The 19,406-nt window shown below is 73.6% G+C and carries 23 protein-coding genes and 1 pseudogene; 6 read left to right on the plus strand and 18 right to left on the minus strand.

The annotated features are described in order from the left end of the window. Nucleotides 1-114: 114 nt before the first annotated feature. From FRZ03_RS31040 to hisI, 4 genes are all read right to left on the minus strand, one after another. The gene (locus FRZ03_RS31040; RefSeq protein ID WP_146468412.1) at nt 115-378 is read right to left on the minus strand and encodes an HGxxPAAW family protein; all 264 of its coding nucleotides are present in this window, start codon (nt 376-378) and stop codon (nt 115-117) included. Between the two features lie 164 nt (nt 379-542). Continuing rightward, on the minus strand, nt 543-1,181 hold the full coding sequence (locus tag FRZ03_RS31045) for a TIGR02234 family membrane protein (protein WP_146468413.1): 639 nt from the start codon (nt 1,179-1,181) through the stop codon (nt 543-545). 25 nt (nt 1,182-1,206) lie between these two features. After that, entirely contained in the window at nt 1,207-2,712 is a 1,506-nt protein-coding gene (locus FRZ03_RS31050; RefSeq protein ID WP_146468414.1) for an anthranilate synthase component I, read from the minus strand. An 8-nt stretch (nt 2,713-2,720) separates the two neighbouring features. After that, nucleotides 2,721-3,116 (minus strand): phosphoribosyl-AMP cyclohydrolase, encoded by a 396-nt coding sequence (hisI, locus tag FRZ03_RS31055; RefSeq protein WP_146468415.1) that lies wholly within the window; start codon nt 3,114-3,116, stop codon nt 2,721-2,723. Nucleotides 3,117-3,198: 82 nt separating this feature from the next. Between hisI and FRZ03_RS31060 the strand changes: the two genes are divergently transcribed. Both FRZ03_RS31060 and FRZ03_RS31065 read left to right on the plus strand, forming a co-directional pair. Beyond that, the gene (locus FRZ03_RS31060; protein ID WP_146468416.1) at nt 3,199-3,834 is read left to right on the plus strand and encodes a TIGR03085 family metal-binding protein; all 636 of its coding nucleotides are present in this window, start codon (nt 3,199-3,201) and stop codon (nt 3,832-3,834) included. Nucleotides 3,835-3,849: 15 nt separating this feature from the next. Further along, nucleotides 3,850-4,248: a VOC family protein gene (locus tag FRZ03_RS31065; protein WP_146468417.1), complete on the plus strand. Its 399-nt coding sequence runs from the start codon at nt 3,850-3,852 to the stop codon at nt 4,246-4,248. Nucleotides 4,249-4,251: 3 nt separating this feature from the next. Here the strand turns inward: FRZ03_RS31065 and FRZ03_RS31070 are convergent, their stop codons facing one another. The 10 genes from FRZ03_RS31070 to hisD form a co-directional block, all read right to left on the minus strand. Next, nucleotides 4,252-5,490 (minus strand): MFS transporter, encoded by a 1,239-nt coding sequence (locus tag FRZ03_RS31070; RefSeq protein WP_146468418.1) that lies wholly within the window; start codon nt 5,488-5,490, stop codon nt 4,252-4,254. A gap of 34 nt (nt 5,491-5,524) precedes the next feature. Beyond that, on the minus strand, nt 5,525-6,112 hold the full coding sequence (locus FRZ03_RS31075) for an ArsR/SmtB family transcription factor (protein ID WP_146468419.1): 588 nt from the start codon (nt 6,110-6,112) through the stop codon (nt 5,525-5,527). Between the two features lie 122 nt (nt 6,113-6,234). Next, nucleotides 6,235-6,990 (minus strand): imidazole glycerol phosphate synthase subunit HisF, encoded by a 756-nt coding sequence (gene hisF, locus FRZ03_RS31080; RefSeq protein ID WP_146468420.1) that lies wholly within the window; start codon nt 6,988-6,990, stop codon nt 6,235-6,237. 6 nt (nt 6,991-6,996) lie between these two features. After that, a complete protein-coding gene (locus tag FRZ03_RS31085; protein ID WP_146468421.1) occupies nt 6,997-7,392 on the minus strand; it encodes a RidA family protein in 396 nt (131 codons plus the stop codon). After that, complete coding sequence (priA, locus tag FRZ03_RS31090; RefSeq protein ID WP_146468422.1) at nt 7,389-8,114, minus strand: bifunctional 1-(5-phosphoribosyl)-5-((5-phosphoribosylamino)methylideneamino)imidazole-4-carboxamide isomerase/phosphoribosylanthranilate isomerase PriA; 726 nt, start codon at nt 8,112-8,114, stop codon at nt 7,389-7,391. Before priA ends, FRZ03_RS31085 begins: the two co-directional genes overlap by 4 nt. A 3-nt stretch (nt 8,115-8,117) precedes the next feature. Further along, complete coding sequence (gene hisH / locus FRZ03_RS31095) at nt 8,118-8,768, minus strand: imidazole glycerol phosphate synthase subunit HisH (protein ID WP_146468423.1); 651 nt, start codon at nt 8,766-8,768, stop codon at nt 8,118-8,120. After that, nucleotides 8,759-8,923: a hypothetical protein gene (locus FRZ03_RS39515; RefSeq protein ID WP_167381400.1), complete on the minus strand. Its 165-nt coding sequence runs from the start codon at nt 8,921-8,923 to the stop codon at nt 8,759-8,761. The genes hisH and FRZ03_RS39515 overlap by 10 nt, the downstream gene beginning before the upstream one ends. A 3-nt stretch (nt 8,924-8,926) precedes the next feature. Beyond that, a complete protein-coding gene (hisB, locus tag FRZ03_RS31100) occupies nt 8,927-9,520 on the minus strand; it encodes an imidazoleglycerol-phosphate dehydratase HisB (protein WP_146468424.1) in 594 nt (197 codons plus the stop codon). Continuing rightward, the gene (locus FRZ03_RS31105) at nt 9,517-10,629 is read right to left on the minus strand and encodes a histidinol-phosphate transaminase (RefSeq protein ID WP_146468425.1); all 1,113 of its coding nucleotides are present in this window, start codon (nt 10,627-10,629) and stop codon (nt 9,517-9,519) included. The genes hisB and FRZ03_RS31105 overlap by 4 nt, the downstream gene beginning before the upstream one ends. Then, complete coding sequence (gene hisD / locus FRZ03_RS31110; RefSeq protein ID WP_146468426.1) at nt 10,626-11,951, minus strand: histidinol dehydrogenase; 1,326 nt, start codon at nt 11,949-11,951, stop codon at nt 10,626-10,628. The genes FRZ03_RS31105 and hisD overlap by 4 nt, the downstream gene beginning before the upstream one ends. A gap of 231 nt (nt 11,952-12,182) precedes the next feature. Between hisD and FRZ03_RS31115 the strand changes: the two genes are divergently transcribed. The 4 genes from FRZ03_RS31115 to ybaK all read left to right on the plus strand — a co-directional run bounded on the left by FRZ03_RS31115 (nt 12,183) and on the right by ybaK (nt 16,284). Next, nucleotides 12,183-13,760 carry an oxidoreductase gene (locus FRZ03_RS31115; RefSeq protein ID WP_146468427.1) on the plus strand — a complete coding sequence of 526 codons (1,578 nt, stop codon included), beginning with the start codon at nt 12,183-12,185 and terminating at the stop codon, nt 13,758-13,760. A gap of 157 nt (nt 13,761-13,917) precedes the next feature. Further along, nucleotides 13,918-15,003, plus strand: a complete 1,086-nt coding sequence (locus FRZ03_RS31120) for a hypothetical protein (RefSeq protein ID WP_186785718.1) — start codon at nt 13,918-13,920, stop codon at nt 15,001-15,003. Nucleotides 15,004-15,014: 11 nt separating this feature from the next. After that, nucleotides 15,015-15,755, plus strand: coding sequence for an LON peptidase substrate-binding domain-containing protein (locus FRZ03_RS31125; protein ID WP_146468429.1), 741 nt, complete (start codon nt 15,015-15,017; stop codon nt 15,753-15,755). A 28-nt stretch (nt 15,756-15,783) separates the two neighbouring features. Then, nucleotides 15,784-16,284 carry a Cys-tRNA(Pro) deacylase gene (ybaK, locus tag FRZ03_RS31130; protein ID WP_146468430.1) on the plus strand — a complete coding sequence of 167 codons (501 nt, stop codon included), beginning with the start codon at nt 15,784-15,786 and terminating at the stop codon, nt 16,282-16,284. On the opposite strand, the gene FRZ03_RS31135 is transcribed toward ybaK, so the two are convergent. The 4 genes and pseudogenes from FRZ03_RS31135 to FRZ03_RS31150 form a co-directional block, all read right to left on the minus strand. Continuing rightward, entirely contained in the window at nt 16,268-16,930 is a 663-nt protein-coding gene (locus FRZ03_RS31135; protein WP_146468431.1) for an AAA family ATPase, read from the minus strand. The genes ybaK and FRZ03_RS31135 overlap by 17 nt on opposite strands. 34 nt (nt 16,931-16,964) lie before the next feature. After that, complete coding sequence (locus FRZ03_RS31140) at nt 16,965-17,786, minus strand: ABC transporter permease (protein ID WP_146468432.1); 822 nt, start codon at nt 17,784-17,786, stop codon at nt 16,965-16,967. 73 nt (nt 17,787-17,859) lie between these two features. Continuing rightward, complete coding sequence (locus FRZ03_RS31145; RefSeq protein WP_146468488.1) at nt 17,860-18,873, minus strand: ABC transporter ATP-binding protein; 1,014 nt, start codon at nt 18,871-18,873, stop codon at nt 17,860-17,862. A gap of 73 nt (nt 18,874-18,946) precedes the next feature. Further along, nucleotides 18,947-19,264: pseudogene (locus tag FRZ03_RS31150) on the minus strand (NYN domain-containing protein); the annotation flags it as partial. Nucleotides 19,265-19,406: the final 142 nt, after the last annotated feature.

Genomic DNA, 19,406 nt, shown 5'->3' on the forward strand with positions numbered 1-19,406 from the left:
AGGCGGTGGCGCGCGCGGGCAAGGCGCCGGGGGCCCGGTCCCCGGTACGCCGCGAGGGGTGGCCGGCGTCCGTCATGGACGCCGGCCACCCCTCGGGAAGCGGTGTTCGGCGGGTCAGCTCTCCGCCGCGACCGGCTCGCGGTTGACGAGGGGGGCGGCGCCGACCATCTTGAGCGGCTTCTGGTTCTGGCCGAGGCCCATGGCGCGCATGATCCCGCCCACGACGGCACCGAGGAGGATCAGCGCGATGCCGGCCCAGAAGCCGACGACCGAGCCCATCACCATGAGGGCACCCGCGACCAGGAAACCGATGAAGGAAATGATGACGCCGGTCCAGGCGGCCGGGGTGTGACCGTGGCCGTGGCTGCTGCCCGCCATGTCTGTGCTCCTCGTTGCTGTACGTGTCCCAGGGGAGCGTACGTTCGTACGGCTCCGAGCCCGCCCGTCACACTGTCCGAGCCGGACGCTCGTCGTCCATTGTCCCGTACGCCCGCGCACGTCGGACGCGGGGGTGGAGTCTGGTTCGCCACACCCGCGAAGGGTCAGACGCCGGTGGGATCCTCGCCCCGGTCCAGGGCCTTCCAGATCTCCTCGGGGCGCTCCGGGTCGACCGGGCGCGCGCTCCGGCGCGGGCGGTCCGTGCCGCGCTCGTAGCGGCCGGACATGGCGGGCCAGCGGCCGCCGAAGCGCAGCGCGAGCAGCCCGGCGAGCAGGATCAGCAGGCCGCCGACGGCCGCCGCGTAGGGCCAGCCGGTGTGGCTCAGCGCCGCGACCGTGGCGGAGGTGTCGCCGCTGGCCTGGGCCGCCTTCTCGTCCAGCGCGGTGCTGTCGGAGGCGGACACCAGGGCGGCGACGACGATGCCGGCCCCGGACAGCGCGAGCAGCGCGGCGACGGCGATCCGGCCGGCCCGGCGCACGGCGAAGACGGCGACGAGCGCGGCGAGGCCCACTATGGCGAGGGCCGCGGGCACGCCCGTGACGTCGCTGCCCTTGGCGGTCAGCGGGAAGGTGCCGCCGGCCACCGTCGCGGTGCCCTCCGCCCAGCGCTGCCGGCTGGCGAGCAGCGCCACGGCCGCGCCGAGCGCGCCGAACAGGAGGGCCACGGCGAGGCTGCGGCGGCCGGACCGGGCGGGCGCGGCGGCTTCGGAACGGGGGTCAGGAGCAGCAGTCACGTACTCCACTATCGCCTGAACCCCGGCGGAACCGTCACCCGGGGTTCTGTGACGGGCGTCCCTGTGCGCCGAGCCGGTTGGCCGTGTGGACCGCCCTGAGGACCGCGGCGGCCTTGTTGCGGCACTCCTGGTCCTCCGCCACCGGGTCGGAGTCGGCGACGATGCCGGCTCCGGCCTGGACGTACGCCGTGCCGTCGCGCAGCAGGGCGGTGCGGATGGCGATGGCCGTGTCGGAGTCGCCCGCGAAGTCCAGGTAGCCCACGCAGCCGCCGTACAGACCGCGCCGGGAGGGCTCCAGTTCGTCGATGATCTGCATCGCGCGGGGCTTGGGGGCGCCGGAGAGGGTGCCGGCCGGGAAGCAGGCGGTGAGCACGTCGAAGGCGGTGCGGCCGCCGGCGACCCGGCCGGTCACGGTCGAGACGATGTGCATCACGTGCGAGTAGCGCTCGACCGACATGAAGTCGACCACCTCGACGGAGCCGGGCTCGCAGACCCGGCCGAGGTCGTTGCGCCCGAGGTCGACCAGCATCAGGTGCTCGGCGCGCTCCTTGGGGTCGGCGAGCAGCTCCTCGGCGAGCCCCTGGTCCTCCCGCGGCGTGGCGCCGCGCGGCCGGGTGCCCGCGATGGGGTGCACCATCGCCCGCCCGTCCTCGACCTTGACCAGCGCCTCCGGGGAGGAGCCGACGACGTCGAAGCCCTCGAAGCGGAACAGGTACATGTACGGCGAGGGGTTGGTGGTCCGCAGCACCCGGTAGACGTCGAGGGCGCTCGCCGTGCAGGGGGTCTCGAAGCGCTGGGAGGGCACGACCTGGAAGGCCTCGCCCGCGCGGATGCGCTCCTTGACGTCCTCCACGGCCTGCCGGAAGTCCGGGCCGCCCCACAGCGCGGTGTACTCGGGCAGTTCGGAGGGCGGCAGCACGGCCGGGGGCTGGGCCACCGCGCGGGTGAGGTCGGCCTCCATGGCGTCGAGCCGGGCCACCGCGTCGTGGTAGGCCTCGTCCACGCCGGTGTCGAGGTCGTTGTGGTTGATCGCGTTGGCGATCAGCAGGACCGAGCCCTCCCAGTGGTCCATGACCGCGAGGTCGCTGGTCAGGAGCATGGTCAGCTCGGGCAGCCGCAGGTCGTCGCGCTCGCCGGGGCCGATCTTCTCCAGGCGGCGGACGATGTCGTAGCCGAGGTAGCCGACCATGCCGCCGGTGAAGGGCGGCAGGCCCTCCTCGCGCGGGGTGTGCAGGGTCTGGAGGGTGGCGCGCAGGGCCTTGAGCGGGTCGCCGGCCACCGGGACGCCGACGGGCGCGGTGCCCAGCCAGTGGGCCTCGCCGTCCCGGGCCGTGAGGGTGGCCGCGCTGCGGACACCGACGAAGGAGTAGCGGGACCAGGAGCGGCCGTTCTCGGCGGACTCCAACAGGAAGGTGCCGGGGCGTTCGCCGGTCAGCTTGCGGTAGAGGGCGACGGGGGTGTCGCCGTCGGCCAGGAGCTTGCGGGTGACCGGGATGACGCGGCGGTCGGCGGCCAGCTTGCGGAAGGTCTCCAGGTCCATGGCGGCCCTCACCGGTCCGCGCCGGACGCGGCGACGTCCTTGAGGAGGACGTCCGCGTCGAAGCAGGTGCGCGCGCCGGTGTGGCAGGCGGCGCCCTCCTGGTCCACCCGGACCAGGACGGTGTCGGCGTCGCAGTCGAGCGCGACCGACTTCACCCACTGGACATGGCCGGAGGTGTCACCCTTCACCCAGTACTCCTGGCGGCTGCGCGACCAGTAGGTGCAGCGGCCGGTGGTCAGGGTCCGGTGCAGTGCCTCGTCGTCCATCCAGCCGAGCATGAGCACCTCTCCGGTGTCGTACTGCTGGGCGATCGCGGGCAGGAGACCGTCGGCGCTCCGCTTGAGGCGGGCGGCGATCTCCGGGTCGAGGCTGCTGGGCCGGGGCGTGCCGGGCGTACTCGTCATGGGTGCCATTGTGCCGCGCGCCACCGACAGCCCCGGCCGGATGTCCACTGCGCGGACCGGCGGCTGGTCGTAGGCTGACCCCATGTCGACCTTCGCCAAGCGTGAACGGCTCCTGCTCGCCGACCTCTTGGAAACCGTGGGCCCGGACGCACCGACCCTGTGCGAGGGGTGGCGGGCCCGGGACCTGGCCGCGCATGTGATCGTGCGCGAGCGCCGTCCGGACGCGGCCGGTGGCGCACTGATCAAGCAGCTCGCCTCCCGCCTGGAGAAGGTGACGGCCGAGTACACCGCGAAGCCCTACGAGGAGCTGATCCAGCTCATCCGCACCGGCCCGCCGCGGTTCTCGCCGTTCCAGGTCAAGCAGGTGGACGAGGCGGCGAACACGGTGGAGTTCTACATCCACACCGAGGACGTGCGCCGGGCGCAGCCGGACTGGAGCCGGCGGGAGCTGGACCCGGTGTTCCAGGACACCCTGTGGTCCCGCCTGGAGCGGACGGCCCGGCTGCTGGGCCGCGGGCTGCCGACGGGGCTGGTGCTGCGCCGCCCGGACGGGCAGACCGTGGTGGCCCACAAGGGCGCGCCGGTGGTCACGGCCACCGGGGAGCCGTCGGAGCTGCTGCTGTTCGCGTTCGGCCGGGACCGGGCGGCGCAGGTGGAGCTGGAGGGCGACGCGGAGGCGATCGAGACCCTGCACTCGTCCAAGCAGCTCGGCTTCTGACCGGGAGGCCGCCTGGTGATCAAGGTCGCGATGACCGGGGTGTACGTGGACGACGTGGCACGGGCCCACGCCTTCTACACGGACGTCCTCGGCTTCGAGACCCGTACGCGGATGGATCTCGGGAACGGCACGCTCTTCGTGACGGTCGGCGCGCCCCAGGGCGCCCAGCCGGACCTCCAGCTCCTCCTGGAGCCGGGCCAGGGGCCCATCGCCGAGTCCTACCGCCGGGCGCTGTACCAGGCGGGCATCCCCTGCATCGTCTTCTCGGTGGACGACCTCCCCGCCGAACACCGCCGGCTGGCCGGCCTCGGCGTCCGCTTCCCGCACGGGCCGCGGCGGCAGGGCCCGGTGCTGGCCGCGGTGCTCGACGACACGTGCGGCAACCTGGTGCAGCTGGTGCAGCCCGACGCGTGAGCGTCAGCGCGGGAGTTCGGCGCGGCGCAGGGCCGGTACCACGAGAGCGACGACTCCGCCGAGTGCGCAGACGCAGGCACTGACCACGTAGACCGGACCGAGACCGAAGACGCCGATCGCGGCGGCGGCCAGCGGCATGCTCAACGGGGTGAAGCCGAGGCTGATCAGGCTGGAGACGGCGGTGACCCGGCCGAGGTAGGCGGGGTCGGCCTGGGTCTGGAGGAGCGCGCCGCACATGGCACCGCTGAGCCCGGTCAGCAGGCCGACGAGCAGGGCGGTGCCGACGGCCGCCCAGAGGGTGGGCGCGTAGGCGAGGGCGCCGATGGCCAGGGATCCGACGACGATGGTGACGCCGGCGACCAGTCCGGCGCGCGGCAGCCGCCCCCGGACGGTGAGCAGCAGCGAGGCGGCCCCCGCGCCCACGCCGAACCCGGCCAGCACCCAGCCCATCCCGGCCGCGCCCCAGCCGCGGTGGTCCGCGAGCAGGGTGAGGCCGACGTTCAGCGGGCCGACGAAGCCCAGGTCGCCGAGGGCGATGGCGAGCATCAGCGGGGCGAGGACGGGGTGCCGGCGGATGTGCCGCAGTCCGGCGGCGAGGTCGGCCCGGGCGGTGCCGCGGGGGCCGTCCGCCCCGTCGCCCGGCAGCTCCCGTATCCGCACGGAGAGCAGCAGCGGCACGGAGACGGCGATCAGCGCTCCGGCGAGGGCGAAGGCCGCCGGGGCGCCGCCGACGGCCACGCCGAGGCCGCCGAGCGGGGCGCCGACGACGCTCGCGAACCGGATGGCCAGCCCCCGCATGCCCTGCACCCGGGCCAGCTGGTCCGGGCCGGTGACCCGGGCGGGCAGGGCGCCCACGGCGGGCACGAACACGGCGTCCACGGTGCCGAAGACCAGCGCCAGCAGGGCGAGCGGCCACAGTCCGGGGCTGGTGAGGTACAGCAGGGCGGCCACCGCGAGGACGGCGGCGCAGCGCATGGCGTCGCTGCCGACGACGACCCGGCGGGGCCCGAGCCGGTCGGCGAGCACTCCCCCGCCGAGCATCAGCACAGCCCTGGGCAGCGCGCTCGCCGACATCACCAGGCCGGCCTGCGCCGCGGTCCCGGCCCGCACCGCCGCCCAGGACAGCGCCAGGTAGTAGACGCTGTCCCCGAGCATGGAGCAGGTATAGGCGGTCAGCCAGCGCCGCACATTGGGGTCCCGGTGGGCCTGCACGGAGGCGGGGGATGCGAGGGTGGCGGTCACGCCTGGCCTCTCCTCTCGGAAACGGAACGGGAAGTCACACGCGGAACGGGAAGCCGTACAGGTGCATCGCGACGTGTTCGCGCCCTTCGGTGTCGCCCGCCGCCTCGCGGGCGCGCCCCTCGTCGTCGTAGCGCTTGATCAGTTCGTGCAGGTCCTTCTTCAGCGCGGCCAGTTCCCCGGGGGTGAGGCGCAGGAGCGACTCGCTGTCGTGCGCCGCCTCGGTCCACTCCGGCCCCCAGTAGGCGCGTTCGTCGAGGTACCGGCGGTACATCTCGGCGCGCTGGTCGAGGAACAGCCGGGAGGCCGCCAGGTGCGCCGCGGCCTTCTCGGGGGCGTCCCGGAAGTCCTCGCCACTGATGGAGACGCCTTGCGACGACGCCTGCCACCAGCGCTCGCGGGCGTCCGCGCTGCGCGGCTCGGCCTCCTCCACCAGTCCGTGCGCGGCCAGCTTGCGCAGGTGGTAGCTGACCAGTGAGACGACCTCGTCCACCTGCTCGGCGAGCTGGGACGCGGTGGCCGCCTCGGCGACGAACAGCAGGCGGTACAACTTCATGCGCAGCGGGTGGGCGAGGGCCTTCAGCGTGCCCACGTCCGCGATCCGGCGCTCATCGTCATCGGCCATGCCCGAAGAGTATGAACGAAAGAAATTTTGCGCAATCTTTTTTGCGCAATTTTCCTTTCACATATGGCCACGAGAAGGCCCCGGCGACCACCTGTCGCCGGGGCCCTCCCGAACCCGTGGCGTCAGCGCACCGGGTGTCCCGCCCCCCGCAGCGTCTCCTTCACCTCGCCGATGCGCAGATCGCCGAAGTGGAAGACGGAGGCGGCCAGGACCGCGTCCGCGCCGGCGGCGACGGCCGGCGGGAAGTCGGCCAGCTTGCCCGCGCCGCCGGAGGCGATCACCGGCACGGAGACGTGCTTGCGCACGGCGGCGATCATCTCCAGGTCGTAGCCGTCCTTGGTGCCGTCCGCGTCCATCGAGTTCAGCAGGATCTCGCCCGCGCCCAGTTCCGCCGCGCGGTGCGCCCACTCGACGGCGTCGATGCCGGTGCCCCGGCGGCCGCCGTGCGTGGTGACCTCGAAGGAGCCGGACCCGGTGCGCCGGGCGTCGACCGACAGCACCAGCACCTGGCGGCCGAAGCGCTCGGCGATCTCGCGGATCAGCTCGGGACGGGCGATGGCCGCGGTGTTCACGCCGACCTTGTCGGCGCCCGCCCGCAGCAGCTTGTCCACGTCCTCCGCGGTGCGCACGCCGCCGCCGACGGTGAGCGGGATGAAGACCTGCTCGGCGGTGCGGCGCACCACGTCGTACGTCGTCTCCCGGTTGCCCGAGGACGCGGTGATATCCAGGAACGTCAGCTCGTCGGCGCCCTCGGCGTCGTACACCTTGGCCATCTCGACGGGGTCGCCCGCGTCGCGCAGGTTCTGGAAATTGACACCCTTGACGACCCGGCCGTTGTCCACGTCCAGGCAGGGGATGACTCGGACCGCCAGGGTCATGACTGCTCAGGCTCCTCTGAATGCTTCAAGCTCTACTTCGACCAGGATGCGCGGGTCCACGAAGCCCTCGACCACCAGCAGGGTCGTGCAGGGGCGCACGGAGTCGAACAGCTCCTTGTGGGCCCGCCCCGCCTCGTCGACGTCGCGCACATGGCTCAGGTACATACGGGTGCGGATCACGGACTCGACGCCCAGCCCGAACTCCTTCAGCGCGTCGAGGGCGTTGCCGAAGGCGACGCGGGTCTGCTCGTACGGATCGCCCTCGCCGTAGAGGACCGTGCCCTTGAAGGACGTGGTGCCGCCGACGGACACCCGGTCCCCCGCCGCGACGGCGCGCGCGAAACCGAAACTCTCTTCCCAGGGACTTCCGCTCTGCACCCGCCGAACGCCTTCGGACGTCATGACGACACAGCCTCCAGGGCCTCTTCCAGGGTGAACGCCTTCGCGTAGAGGGCCTTCCCGACGATGGAGCCCTCGACACCGAGGGGCACCAGTTCGGCGATGGCGCGCAGGTCGTCCAGGGACGACACGCCGCCGGAGGCCACGACCGGCCGGTCCGTCGCCGCGCACACGTTCCTCAGCAGCTCCAGGTTGGGGCCCTGGAGGGTGCCGTCCTTGGCGATGTCGGTGACGACGTAGCGGGTGCAGCCCTCCTTGTTCAGGCGCTCCAGCGTCTCGTAGAGGTCGCCGCCGTCGCGGGTCCAGCCGCGCCCGCGCAGGGTGGTGCCGCGCACGTCCAGGCCGACGGCGATCTTGTCGCCGTGCTCGGCGATCACCTTGGCGACCCACTCGGGGCTCTCCAGGGCGGCGGTGCCGAGGTTGACGCGGGTGCAGCCGGTGGCGAGGGCGGCGGCCAGGGTGTCGTCGTCGCGGATGCCGCCGGACAGCTCCACCTTGATGTCCATCGCCCCCGCGACCTCGGCGATCAGGGCCCGGTTGTCGCCGGTGCCGAAGGCCGCGTCCAGGTCGACCAGGTGCAGCCACTCGGCGCCGGACCGCTGCCAGGCGAGGGCGGCCTCCAGCGGGGAGCCGTAGGAGGTCTCGGTCCCGGACTCGCCGTGGACGAGGCGTACGGCCTGGCCGTCGCGGACGTCGACGGCGGGGAGGAGTTCGAGCTTGGCCATGGTCTACAGGGTTCCGATCCAGTTGGTGAGGAGCTGGGCGCCGGCGTCGCCGGACTTCTCGGGGTGGAACTGGGTGGCCCACAGGGCACCGTTCTCCACCGCGGCGACGAACGGCCGGCCGTGCGTGGCCCAGGTGACCTTGGGCGCGGCGATCACCGGGTTGTTCGCCTCCTGCGTCCACTCGTGGACGGCGTAGGAGTGCACGAAGTAGAAGCGGGCGTCCGCGTCCAGGCCCGCGAACAGCTCGGAGCCGGCCGGGGCCTCGACGGTGTTCCAGCCCATGTGGGGCACGACGTCGGCCTCCAGGGGCGCGACGGTGCCGGGCCATTCCTCCAGGCCCTCGGCCTCCACGCCGTGCTCGATGCCGCGCGTGAACAGGATCTGCATGCCGACGCAGATGCCCATCACCGGGCGTCCGCCGGACAGCCGGCGGTCCACGATCCAGTCACCGCGGGCGGCGCGCAGGCCCCGCATGCAGGCGGCGAAGGCGCCGACGCCCGGCACCAGCAGGCCGTCCGCGTTCATCGCCTTGTCGAAGTCGCGGGTGATCTCCACCTCGGCGCCGACCCGTGCGAGGGCGCGCTCGGCGGAGCGGACATTGCCGAAGCCGTAGTCGAAGACCACGACCTTCTTCGCGGCCGCGCTCAATTCCACACCTCCAGCCGCATGACGCCCGCGACCAGGCACATCCCGGCCGCCAGGGAGAGCAGCACGATCAGGCTGGTGGGCATCTTCTGCTTGACGAAGGAGACGATGCCACCGACCAGGAAGAGGCCGACGACGATCAGGATGGTCGACAGACCGGTCATGGGTTACAGCGCGCCCTTCGTCGACGGGAGGATGCCGGCCGCGCGCGGGTCGCGCTCGGAGGCGTAGCGCAGCGCCCGGGCCAGCGCCTTGAACTGGCACTCCACGATGTGGTGGGCGTTGCGTCCATACGGTACGTGCACGTGCAGCGCGATCTGCGCCTGGGCCACGAAGGACTCCAGGATGTGCCGGGTCATCGTGGTGTCGTACGCGCCGATCATCGGCGCCATGTTCTCGGGCTCGGTGTGCACCAGGTAGGGGCGGCCGGAGAGGTCGACGGTGACCTGGGCGAGCGACTCGTCCAGCGGGACCGTGCAGTTGCCGAAGCGGTAGATGCCCACCTTGTCGCCGAGCGCCTGCTTGAAGGCGGCGCCGAGCGCGAGGGCGGTGTCCTCGATGGTGTGGTGGGAGTCGATGTGCAGGTCGCCGTCGGTCTTCACGGTCAGGTCGAACAGTCCGTGCCGGCCGAGCTGGTCGAGCATGTGGTCGTAGAAGCCGACGCCGGTGGCGATGTCGGTCCGCCCGGTGCCGTCGAGGTCTATCTCGACCAGGACCGAGGTCTCCTTGGTGGTGCGCTCGACGCGCCCTACGCGGCTCATGCCTCAAGCTCCTTCTTCAGTTCACGGACCGCGTCGAGGAACGCGTCGTTCTCCTCGGGCGTGCCCGCGGAGACCCGCAGCCAGCCCGGTACGCCGTTGTCCCGGACCAGGACGCCCCGGTCGAGGATCTTCCGCCAGGCCTCGTGCGCGTCGGCGAACCGGCCGAACTGCACGAAGTTGGCGTCGGACTCGACGACGTCGTAGCCGGTCGCGCGCAGCTCGGCGACCAGCCGGTCCCGCTCGGACTTCAGCTGCTCGACGTAGCCGAGCAGGGTGTCGGTGTGCTCCAGCGCGGCCAGCGCGGTCGCCTGGGTGATCGCCGACAGGTGGTAGGGCAGCCGGACCAGCTGGACGGCGTCCACCACGGCCGGGTCGGCGGCGAGGTAGCCGAGGCGCAGGCCCGCCGCGCCGAACGCCTTGGACATGGTGCGCGAGATCACCAGGTGCGGGCGGCCGTCGAGCAGCGGCAGCAGCGAGTCGCCGTGGCTGAACTCGACGTACGCCTCGTCCACGACGACCATCGACGGCTTGGCCGCCTGCGCCGCCTCGTACAGCGCGAGGACCGTCTCGGGCGGCACCGCGTTGCCGGTGGGGTTGTTGGGGGTGGTGATGAAGACGACGTCGGGCCGGTGCTCGGCGATGGCCTTCTCGGCGGCGGCGAGGTCGATGGTGAAGTCCTCGTTGCGCGGGCCGGAGATCCAGCCGGTGCCGGTGCCGCGGGCGATCAGCGCGTGCATCGAGTACGAGGGCTCGAAGCCGATGGCGGTGCGGCCGGGCCCGCCGAAGGTCTGCAGCAGCTGCTGGATGACCTCGTTGGAACCGTTGGCCGCCCACACGTTCTCGATGCCGAGCGGGTGCTTTCCGGTCCGCTGGAGGTACTTGGCCAGCTCGGTGCGCAGCTGGACCGCGTCCCGGTCGGGGTAGCGGTTCAGCTCGCGGGCGGCCTCGCGGACCCGCTCGGCGATCCGCTCCACCAGCGCCTCGGGCAGCGGGTACGGGTTCTCGTTGGTGTTCAGCCGTACGGGCACGTCCAGCTGGGGCGCGCCGTACGGGGACTTGCCACGCAGTTCGTCCCGGATGGGGAGGTCGTCGATCCGCACGTCGCTCACTTGCTCTCCGGTACCTTCCACCCGAACCGAGCCTTGATCGCCGCGCCGTGCGCCGGCAGGTCCTCCGCCTCCGCCAGCGTCACCACGTGGTGCGCGACCTCGGCCAGCGCGTCCTTGGTGTAGTCGACGATGTGGATGCCGCGCAGGAAGGACTGCACGGACAGGCCCGAGGAGTGGCAGGCGCAGCCGCCGGTGGGCAGCACGTGGTTGGAGCCGGCCGCGTAGTCGCCGAGCGAGACCGGCGCCCAGGGGCCGATGAAGATCGCGCCCGCGTTGCGCACCCGGTCGGCCACGGCGGCGGCGTCGGCGGTCTGGATCTCCAGGTGCTCGGCGCCGTACGCGTCGACCACCCTCAGGCCCTCCTCCACGCCGTCCACCAGGACGATCGCGGACTGCTTGCCCGCGAGGGCCGGACGGATCCGGTCGTCGGTGTGCCTGGTGGCCGCGACCTGCGGCTCCAGCTCCTTCTCCACCGCCGCCGCAAGCTCCTCGGAGTCGGTGACGAGGACGGCCGCCGCGAGCGGGTCGTGCTCGGCCTGGCTGATCAGGTCGGCGGCCACGTGCACCGGGTCGGCGGTCTCGTCCGCGAGGATCGCGATCTCGGTGGGGCCGGCCTCGGTGTCGATGCCGATCCGGCCGGTGAAGTAGCGCTTGGCGGCGGCGACCCAGATGTTGCCGGGGCCGGTGACCATGTTCGCGGGCGGGCAGGACTCGGTGCCGTACGCGAACATCGCGACGGCGGTGGCGCCACCGGCCGCGTACACCTCGTCCACGCCGAGCAGCGCGCAGGCGGCGAGGATCGTCGGGTGCGGCAGCCCCCCGAACTCCGCCTGCGGCGGGGAGGCCAGCGCGATCGACTCGACACCGGCCTCCTGGGCCGGGACCGCGTTCATGATCACGGAGGAGGGGTAGACCGAGCGGCCGCCCGGCGCGTACAGCCCGACGCGCTCGACCGGAACCCACTTCTCGGTCACGGAGCCGCCGGGGACGACCTGGGTGGTGTGGGTGGTGCGGCGCTGCGCGCGGTGGACCAGGCGGGCGCGCCGGATGGACTCCTCCAAGGCCGCGCGCACGGCCGGGTCGAGGCCGGCGAGCGCGTCGGCGAGCGCCTGGGCCGGCACACGGACGGATTCCAGCCGTACTCCGTCGAACTTCTCCGCGAAGTCGATCAGCGCCGCGTCGCCACGATGATGCACGTCCTCGCAGATCGGACGCACCTTCTCCAGGGCGGCCTGAACGTCGAAGTCGGCTCGGGGCAGCAGGTCACGCAGGGCGGGGCCCTCGGGGAGGGCGTCGCCGCGCAGATCGATTCGGGAAATCACGGTTCCAATTCTCTCAGACCGGCATCCGTAGTCGTCCGCGCGTATCAGTGGCTGATACAGAACGTGGACCAATCGGTGGTACATACGCTGGCCGGAACCCGGAAGATCCCGTTCACCCCCGGTGTTCCGGGCGTCACTCAGCGGGCATCAACGGCTGGACGAATCCCCCCGAACGGCGAAGGAGGCCCGGACCGCGCAGAGTCCTGGCCGGTGACGAGAGAGGGAACAGCGGTGACCGAGGTGACCGGCCTGAGCGCCGGGGACCTGCCGGACGACCTGACCGCGGCCGAGGCGGGCATGTGGCAGGCCTTCCGCAACGGCAGTGTGTACGACCTGAGCAGCGGCGACGGCGTCGTGGACGATCCGCACGGCGGCCATCCCTGGGGGCCCGAGCGGTCCGTGCGGGCGCGCATCATCGCCTGGCTGCTGCTGGACGGACCGCCGGCGCTGGCCGGCCGGGTGTCCGCGCTGAAGCTCGCCGGGGTGCGGGTCACCGGCTGTCTGGACCTGGCGGGCGGCACCGTGCGGCCGTACGTCGAGCTGCGCGACTGCCGCTTCGACGAACAGGTGCTGCTGCCCGAGGCCCGGTTCACCACGCTGCGCCTGGTGAACTGCTCGGTGCCGCGCCTGGAGGCGGCCCGGGTGCAGACCGAGGGCGATCTCCATCTGCCCCGCTGCCGGTTCCAGAACGGGGTCCGGCTGACCGACGCGCACATCGGCACCGACCTGCTGCTCAACCAGGCGGTCGTGTACCGGGACCGGGGCGGGCGGTCGATCGCGGCGGACGGCCTCGGCGTCGGCCAGGACCTCCAGGCGGAGCTGCTGGAGTCGCACGGCGAGCTGCGGCTGCGCGGCGCCCAGATCGGGGTCTCGCTGAGCCTGCGCGGCGCGCGGCTGAACAACCCGTACTCGCGGCTGGCCCTGAACGCGCCCCAGCTCAGCGTGGAGCGCACCCTGTACCTGACCCCGGCCGGGGTGGGCAATCCGCTGCTCAGCGGCACCACACCGGCCCGCGGCACCCGGATCCAGCGGTTCGAGTGCCAGGGCGGGCTGCGCCTGGACGACGGGCGGTTCGGGGACGCCGTGGACCTGGAGCGGGCCAGGTTCGTCCTCACCGACGACCAGGAGCTGTCGCTGCGCCGGGTGCACGTCCCCGAGCTGCGCTTCCTCGGGGACGGTCCGCAGCGCGGCAAGGTGGTGCTGTCCGGGGCGCGGATCGTGAACCTGGTGGACCGCGCGGGCGCCTGGCCGGGCGCCGGGCGGCTGCACATGGGCGGCTTCACCTACGAGAACCTGGTGCCGCAGGGCCCCTTCCCGCTGACCCGCCGGCTGGACTGGGTGGCGGCGGCCACCGCCGAGTACGCCCCGGAGCCGTACGAGCGGCTGGCCGCGGTGCTGCGGGAGGCCGGCGAGGACGAGGACGCGCGCGAGGTGCTGCTCGCCAAGCAGCGCCGGCGCCGCGAGACGCTGCCGCTGGCCGGCAAGCTGTGGGGGTACGCCCAGGACTGGACGGTCGCCTACGGCTACCGGCCCGGCCGGGCCGCGGTGTGGATGGCGGTGCTGTGGGCGGCGGGCACCCTCGCCTTCTCGCACGCCGACCATCCCCCGACCAGCCAGGACCAGCACCCCTACTGGAGTCCGGCCCTGTTCACGCTGGACCTGCTGCTCCCGGTGATCGACCTGGGCCAGGCCGGAGAGTGGCAGCTGCGCGGCGGCTGGCAGTGGCTGTCGGCCGCGATGATCATGCTGGGCTGGGTCCTGGCGACGACGGTGGCGGCGGGGGCGACCAGGCTGCTGCGGCGCAGTTGAGCCGCCCCGCGGCCCGGCATGCGGCGAGCCTCCCGCACACCCCCACCAGTCCTACAAAAATAGAACACATACCCTTTACCGGTCCTTGACCCTTGGCCGTACAACCTTCCACGACTTGCCCCGAGCCTCTGGCGCTGCCCCGACCTGCGGACTTTCAATGGTCCGCACCATGGTTCCGTTGCCCGCGTTCCTTCGCCGCACATGGATGTCCAAGCGCCCCGCGCGCCCGGCCGGCCGGGTCCCGGACGGGGACGAGGCGGTGCTCGACGCGCCCGACGACCGGCTCTCGCCCGCGCTGGTCGCGGCCGGCCGGGGCGAGTACCGGGCCGCGGCCGAGCTGCTGGCCGCCACCCGCGCCGCGGCCCAGTGGGAGAACCACGACCGCTACGCCCGGCGACTGGCTGCCTTCGCCCGGCTGCGCCCGGAGTGGTTCGAGGACTGGCGCGCGGCCGACCGGGACGACCCGGGCGCGCTGCTGGTCGCGGCGCAGCTGGCGGTGGACCGGGTGTGGTCGTCGCCGGCCCGCGCCGAGCTGCTGCGCGAGGTGAGCCCGCTGATCACGGCCGCCGCCCGGGCCGACGACCGCGATCCGGTGCCCTGGCGGATCGCGCTGGACCACGCGCGCGGCTCGCGGGCCGGGCACCGCTACTTCGAGGAGCTGTGGGCGGCGGCGCTGAGCCGCGCCCCGCACCACTACGGCTGCCATGTGGCCGCCCTGCGCTACCTGGCCGCCTACTGCTGCGTCCGCTTCGGCGACACGCCGCACGCGCCCAGCGCCGCGCACCGCGAGTGCTTCGACTTCGCCGAGCTCGCCGCGCAGGACGCCCCGGCCGGCTCGCTCGTCCAGGCGCTGCCCGTGCGGGCCGCCTTCGGCTGTCTGCTCGACGGCGGCGGGCCCGGGGTCCCCCGGGAACGGCTCGACGCGGCGGCCGACCGTGCGATCGCCCTGTCGGCGCGCTTCGCCCCGGCCGACCCCTGGCCCGCGGGCGTGCGCAACACGCTGCTCTACGTCCTGCTGCGCCTGGACCGCCCGCAGGACGCCCTCGGCCAGCTGCGGCTGATCGGCCCGTATGTCACCTCCCGCCCCTGGGACCGGTTCTCGGACGATCCGCTCGGGTACTTCCTGGGGCTGCGCGGGCACCTTCTGGCCGGGGGCGCGGCACCCGTCCCGGCGGGCCTGCCGCCCGGTCCCCAGGACCTTCTGCCCGCCCACCGCGGACACGCCCGCGCCGCCGACCACTAGGCTGGGGCGCCGTGACCACCGTCCGTCTGCCGCTCTTCCCGCTGAACACGGTCCTCTTCCCCGGACTCGTGCTGCCGCTGAACGTCTTCGAGGAGCGTTATCGCGCCATGATGCGCGAGCTGCTGAAGACCCCCGAGGACGAGCCGCGCCGGTTCGCCGTCGTGGCCATCCGCGACGGGTACGAGGTGGCGCCGAGCGCCCCCGGCATGCCCGATCCCACGGCGCAGCCCGAGCGGGGCCCGGCCGCGGGCTTCGGGCCCGACCCGCTCAAGGCGTTCCACGGGCTGGGCTGCGTGGCCGACGCGGCCACCATCCGGGAGCGCGCCGGCGGCGGCTTCGAGGTGCTGGCGACCGGGACGACCCGGGTGCGGCTGCTGTCCGTGGACGCCTCGGGGCCCTTCCTGACGGCCGAGCTGGAGGAGCTGGCGGAGGAGCCGGGGGACGAGGCGGGGGCGCTCGCCGAGGGCGTGCTGCGGGCGTTCCGGCAGTACCAGAAGCGGCTGGCGGGCGCGCGGGAGCGGTCGCTGGCGACGAGCGCGGAGCTGCCGGACGACCCGAGCGTGGTGTCGTACCTGGTGGCCGCCGCGATGGTGCACGACACGCCGACCAAGCAGCGGCTGCTCCAGGCACCGGACACCGCGTCCCGGCTGCGGGACGAGCTGAAACTGCTGCGCGGGGAGACCGCCATCATCCGTACCCTGCCGTCGTTGCCCGCGTTCGAGCTGACGCGGACGCCGACCAGTCTGAACTGAGCACGAACCGAGGGAATCCGCAGCACCGATGGCGAAGAAGTCGAAGAAGCAGCAGTCCGGGGGGACGCCGGCGACGGTGGCGCTGACCGCGGCGGGCGTGGAGTTCACCGTCCACGCCTACGAGCACGATCCCTCCCACCCGTCCTACGGCGAGGAGGCGGCCGAGGCGATGGGCGTCTCCCCCGACCGCGTCTTCAAGACCCTGGTGGCCGACGTCGACGGGGCGCTGGTCGTCGGCGTGGTCCCGGTGGCCGGCACCCTCGATCTCAAGGCCCTGGCCTCGGCGGTGGGCGGCAAGCGCGCCACCATGGCCGACCCGGCCCTCGCCGAACGCACCACCGGCTACGTCCGGGGCGGCATCTCCCCCCTCGGCCAGCGCAAGAAGCTCCGCACGGTCCTGGACGCCTCGGCCCGCGACCACGCCACCGTGTGTGTGTCGGCGGGCCGGCGGGGCCTGGAGGTGGAGCTGGCGCCGGGCGATCTGGCCGCGCTGACGGAGGCGGTGCTGGCGCCTATCGGGCGGGGCTGAAGGGGTCCGGCCGCTCGCCCGGCTGCTGCGGTTCCGGGTCGCGGGGGCCGAACAGCGCCGTCAGCCCGAGGTGGACCAGTACGGCGGCGAACGGCCAGGACAGCAGCGCGGCCTTCGCGCCGAGCCGCAGCGGGGCCTGGAACGTGACCCCCTTGCCGACCGCCCGCGCATGGGCGATCACATCGGAGGTGGGGCCCAGCCAGACGCCGAGCCGCCACGCCAGCACCGAGCCGAGCAGCCCGCCGAGCGCCAGGGCCACGACGAGCGGTACGCCGCCCCGCCGCCGCCACAGGAACGCCGCCAGCCCGCTGACCGCGCCGAACGCCAGCGCCAGCAGGGTGAACGTGCCGTCCACCCCGATCGCCTGCTCGCCCTCGCTGTCCTTGAGGTAGACCGTCCAGGTCCGGCCGGACACCTCGCCGACCAGCGGCACGTGCGGCGTCAGCCACAGCCACAGCAGTCCGAGCAACGCCCCGGCCACCGTCACCACCAGGGTGATCACTGCGGCCTCGCGTGCTTCGGTCTTCATTCCGGGGCCGTCCTCTGGGTAGGCGCTCGCGACCGGCGCCCCGGCGGGCGGCGTCTGCCAGACCTGGTGCGCGGAGTCGTCGTGCGGCGGCGGTGGCGGATTCAGCGGTGCGGTCACCCTGACATCGTGCCAGGTCGGCCTGTGCGTCGCGTCATCGGACGGCGGCCCTGCGGTACGCCCACGCCGCGGCCGCCAGCGAGACCACCCCGACCCCCGCGCACACCCCCAGGTCAGCGAGGACGACCGCCCAGTCCGGGTGTTCCTCGAACGTGCGGGCGTACGCCTCCACACCGTAGGTGGAGGGCAGCAGATCCCGCGCCAGCCGGATGATCTCCGGCATCCGGTCGGCGGGCAGCACGCCCAGCAGCAGCGCCGCCGACATGCCCAGCTGCCCGAGCAGCGTGGCCAGCTCGGGCCGGGGCGCGAGCAGCCCGAGCGCCGCGCCGAGCCCGGACAGCGCGGCCCCGGCGAGCGGGACGACCGCGAGCAGCACCCACAGGTTGGACAGCGGCAGCCCGAACAGCACACAGCCGAAGACGGCGGTCACCAGCGTCCCGGGCACGGTGAAGGAGGCGTACGCCGCCGCCGCGCCCAGCACCACCGCGGCCGGCGGCACCGGCAGGGTGGCGTAGTGGTCGAGCCCGCCGCCGGCCCGCAGCTGCCCGAAGTACTGGGCCAGCAGGTTCAGCGCGACGTACGCGACGACCAGCACGGACGAGCCGGCCACCACGGACCGCGCCTCGAACCCGTTGCCGACCACGCCGCGCATCATCACGGTGATGCCCACGGACTGGAAGGTGGCCACGAACAGCAGCGGGATCCTGGCCACCCGGGCCCGGGACAGCTGCGCCCGGTACACGGCCACCAGGGACGGCCACAGCCGCGCGGCCGGGGCGAGCGGCGCCGCGGCCGGCACCGCTTCCGGCACGGCCCGGGCTCCGTCCGGCAGAACCTGCGCGGGTACGACACTCACGACGAGCTGCTCCTCTTCCCTACGGCGCCTGCGGTGGTCGTACCGACCCCGGTGCGTACGGCGGCCCGTGCGCTCACGCCTTCACCAGCCCCTGCCGCGCGGCGCCGCCCAGCGCCAGGTAGACGTCCTCCAGGCTGGGCGTGGCGAGGGTGAAGTCGTCCAGGGCGGCGAAGGCGGCGCCACCGGTCACCGTGGCGACGGCGGCCCGGGCCTCCTCGGGCGCGAGCCGCAGCGTCCAGCGCCGGCCGGCCTCCACCGCCCGCTCGCGCAGCACGGCGACCTCGGGCACGTCCAGCGGTGCGCGCTCGCGCCACACCAGTTCCACCCGCACCTCGCCGGCGACCTGTTCCTTCAGGCCGGCGGGGGTGTCGCAGGCGATGACCCGGCCGCGGTCGAGCACGGCGACCCGGTCGAGCACGGTCTCCGCCTCGATGACGTTGTGGGTGACCAGCAGCACGGTGGTGCCGTGCTCGGCGCGCCGCCGGTCCACGGCCGCCCAGACCGCGCGCCGCGCCACCGGGTCCATGCCGGTGGTCGGCTCGTCCAGGACCAGCAGCGGGCGCTCGCCGACGAGGGCGGCGGCGAAGCAGGCGAGCCGGCGCTGCCCGCCGGACAGCTTCTTCAGCGCCCGCCCGGCGATCGGGGTGAGCCCCAGCTCCTCCAGGACGGCGTCCCGCTCGGCCCGCGCCCGCGCCACGTCCAGGCCGCGCAGGCGTCCGGTGGTCTCGGCGGCGAGGGAGACGGTCAGCTCGTCCAGGGCAGTGGACTCCTGGCCCAGGTAGGCGAGGAGGCGCGCGGCGCGTTCGGGGTGGCGCACGAGGTCGTGGCCGAGGATCTCGACGCTGCCGGCGTCCGGCCGCAGCAGCCCGGTGAGCTGGCGCACGAGGGTGGACTTGCCGGCGCCGTTGGGCCCGAGCAGCCCGAAGATCTCGCCGCGCCGTACGGTGAGCTCCAGGCCGTCGGTGGCCCGCACCTCGGGCGTGCCGGGGACACCGCGCCGCCCCTTGACGGCCGGGTAGGTCTTGCTGAGCCCGCGCACACGGACGACCTCGTCCTGCCGAAGTGCCTGCCCCACGCGCGTACTCACAAGGGGAGAGGGTACGGGGTCGGGACCCTTTACTCGTCTTTGGGGCCGCCCGAACCGGTGCCGGACACGGGGCTCACTCCCCCGTGGCCGCCTGCTCGGCGGCGGCCGGTACGTCGAACTCGCGCCAGAAACCCGCCCGGATGGCGTAACGGTCGTGCTCGTCGATCTGGTCGTCCTTGTGCGCGAGCAGGCCGAAGCGGGCCGCGTAGCGCAGCAGCTCGCCGTCGATGCGGTGCGGGATGCGCGGGTACATCTGGGAGAGGCGCTGGAGGTGGCTCTGGTCGCCGAGCCGGGACATCCAGCGGCGGGCGAAGACCTGCCCGACCTCGTAGGGGTCGCCGCCGACGGTGGTGATGTCCTCCTCGCGGTCGGCCCACCGCCGAGCCGCGGTCGGACCACCGCGAGCAGCACATCACCACCGTCGGCGGCCACCCCTCCGAGGTCGGGCAGCTCCTCGCCCGCCGCTGGAGGTCCCGGCTCGGCGACCCGACCCCCCTCCCGCGCCCCCCCCATCAGCACCCGCGCATCCCGCA

The organism is Streptomyces misionensis, assembly GCF_007896895.1.
Lineage (GTDB): Bacteria > Actinomycetota > Actinomycetes > Streptomycetales > Streptomycetaceae > Streptomyces > Streptomyces misionensis_A.

What these genes read in the sequence shown, in the direction of transcription:
- hisB (WP_146468424.1), bottom strand. Translation starts at nt 9,520, where the DNA reads ATGAGCCGCGTAGGGCGCGTCGAGCGCACCACCAAGGAGACCTCGGTC.
- FRZ03_RS31085 (WP_146468421.1), bottom strand. Translation starts at nt 7,392, where the DNA reads ATGACGTCCGAAGGCGTTCGGCGGGTGCAGAGCGGAAGTCCCTGGGAA.
- hisI (WP_146468415.1), bottom strand. Translation starts at nt 3,116, where the DNA reads ATGACGAGTACGCCCGGCACGCCCCGGCCCAGCAGCCTCGACCCGGAG.
- FRZ03_RS31050 (WP_146468414.1), bottom strand. Translation starts at nt 2,712, where the DNA reads ATGGACCTGGAGACCTTCCGCAAGCTGGCCGCCGACCGCCGCGTCATC.
- FRZ03_RS39515 (WP_167381400.1), bottom strand. Translation starts at nt 8,923, where the DNA reads ATGACCGGTCTGTCGACCATCCTGATCGTCGTCGGCCTCTTCCTGGTC.
- priA (WP_146468422.1), bottom strand. Translation starts at nt 8,114, where the DNA reads ATGGCCAAGCTCGAACTCCTCCCCGCCGTCGACGTCCGCGACGGCCAG.
- ybaK (WP_146468430.1), top strand. Translation starts at nt 15,784, where the DNA reads ATGGCGAAGAAGTCGAAGAAGCAGCAGTCCGGGGGGACGCCGGCGACG.
- FRZ03_RS31075 (WP_146468419.1), bottom strand. Translation starts at nt 6,112, where the DNA reads ATGGCCGATGACGATGAGCGCCGGATCGCGGACGTGGGCACGCTGAAG.
- FRZ03_RS31040 (WP_146468412.1), bottom strand. Translation starts at nt 378, where the DNA reads ATGGCGGGCAGCAGCCACGGCCACGGTCACACCCCGGCCGCCTGGACC.
- hisF (WP_146468420.1), bottom strand. Translation starts at nt 6,990, where the DNA reads ATGACCCTGGCGGTCCGAGTCATCCCCTGCCTGGACGTGGACAACGGC.
- FRZ03_RS31060 (WP_146468416.1), top strand. Translation starts at nt 3,199, where the DNA reads ATGTCGACCTTCGCCAAGCGTGAACGGCTCCTGCTCGCCGACCTCTTG.
- FRZ03_RS31120 (WP_186785718.1), top strand. Translation starts at nt 13,918, where the DNA reads ATGGTCCGCACCATGGTTCCGTTGCCCGCGTTCCTTCGCCGCACATGG.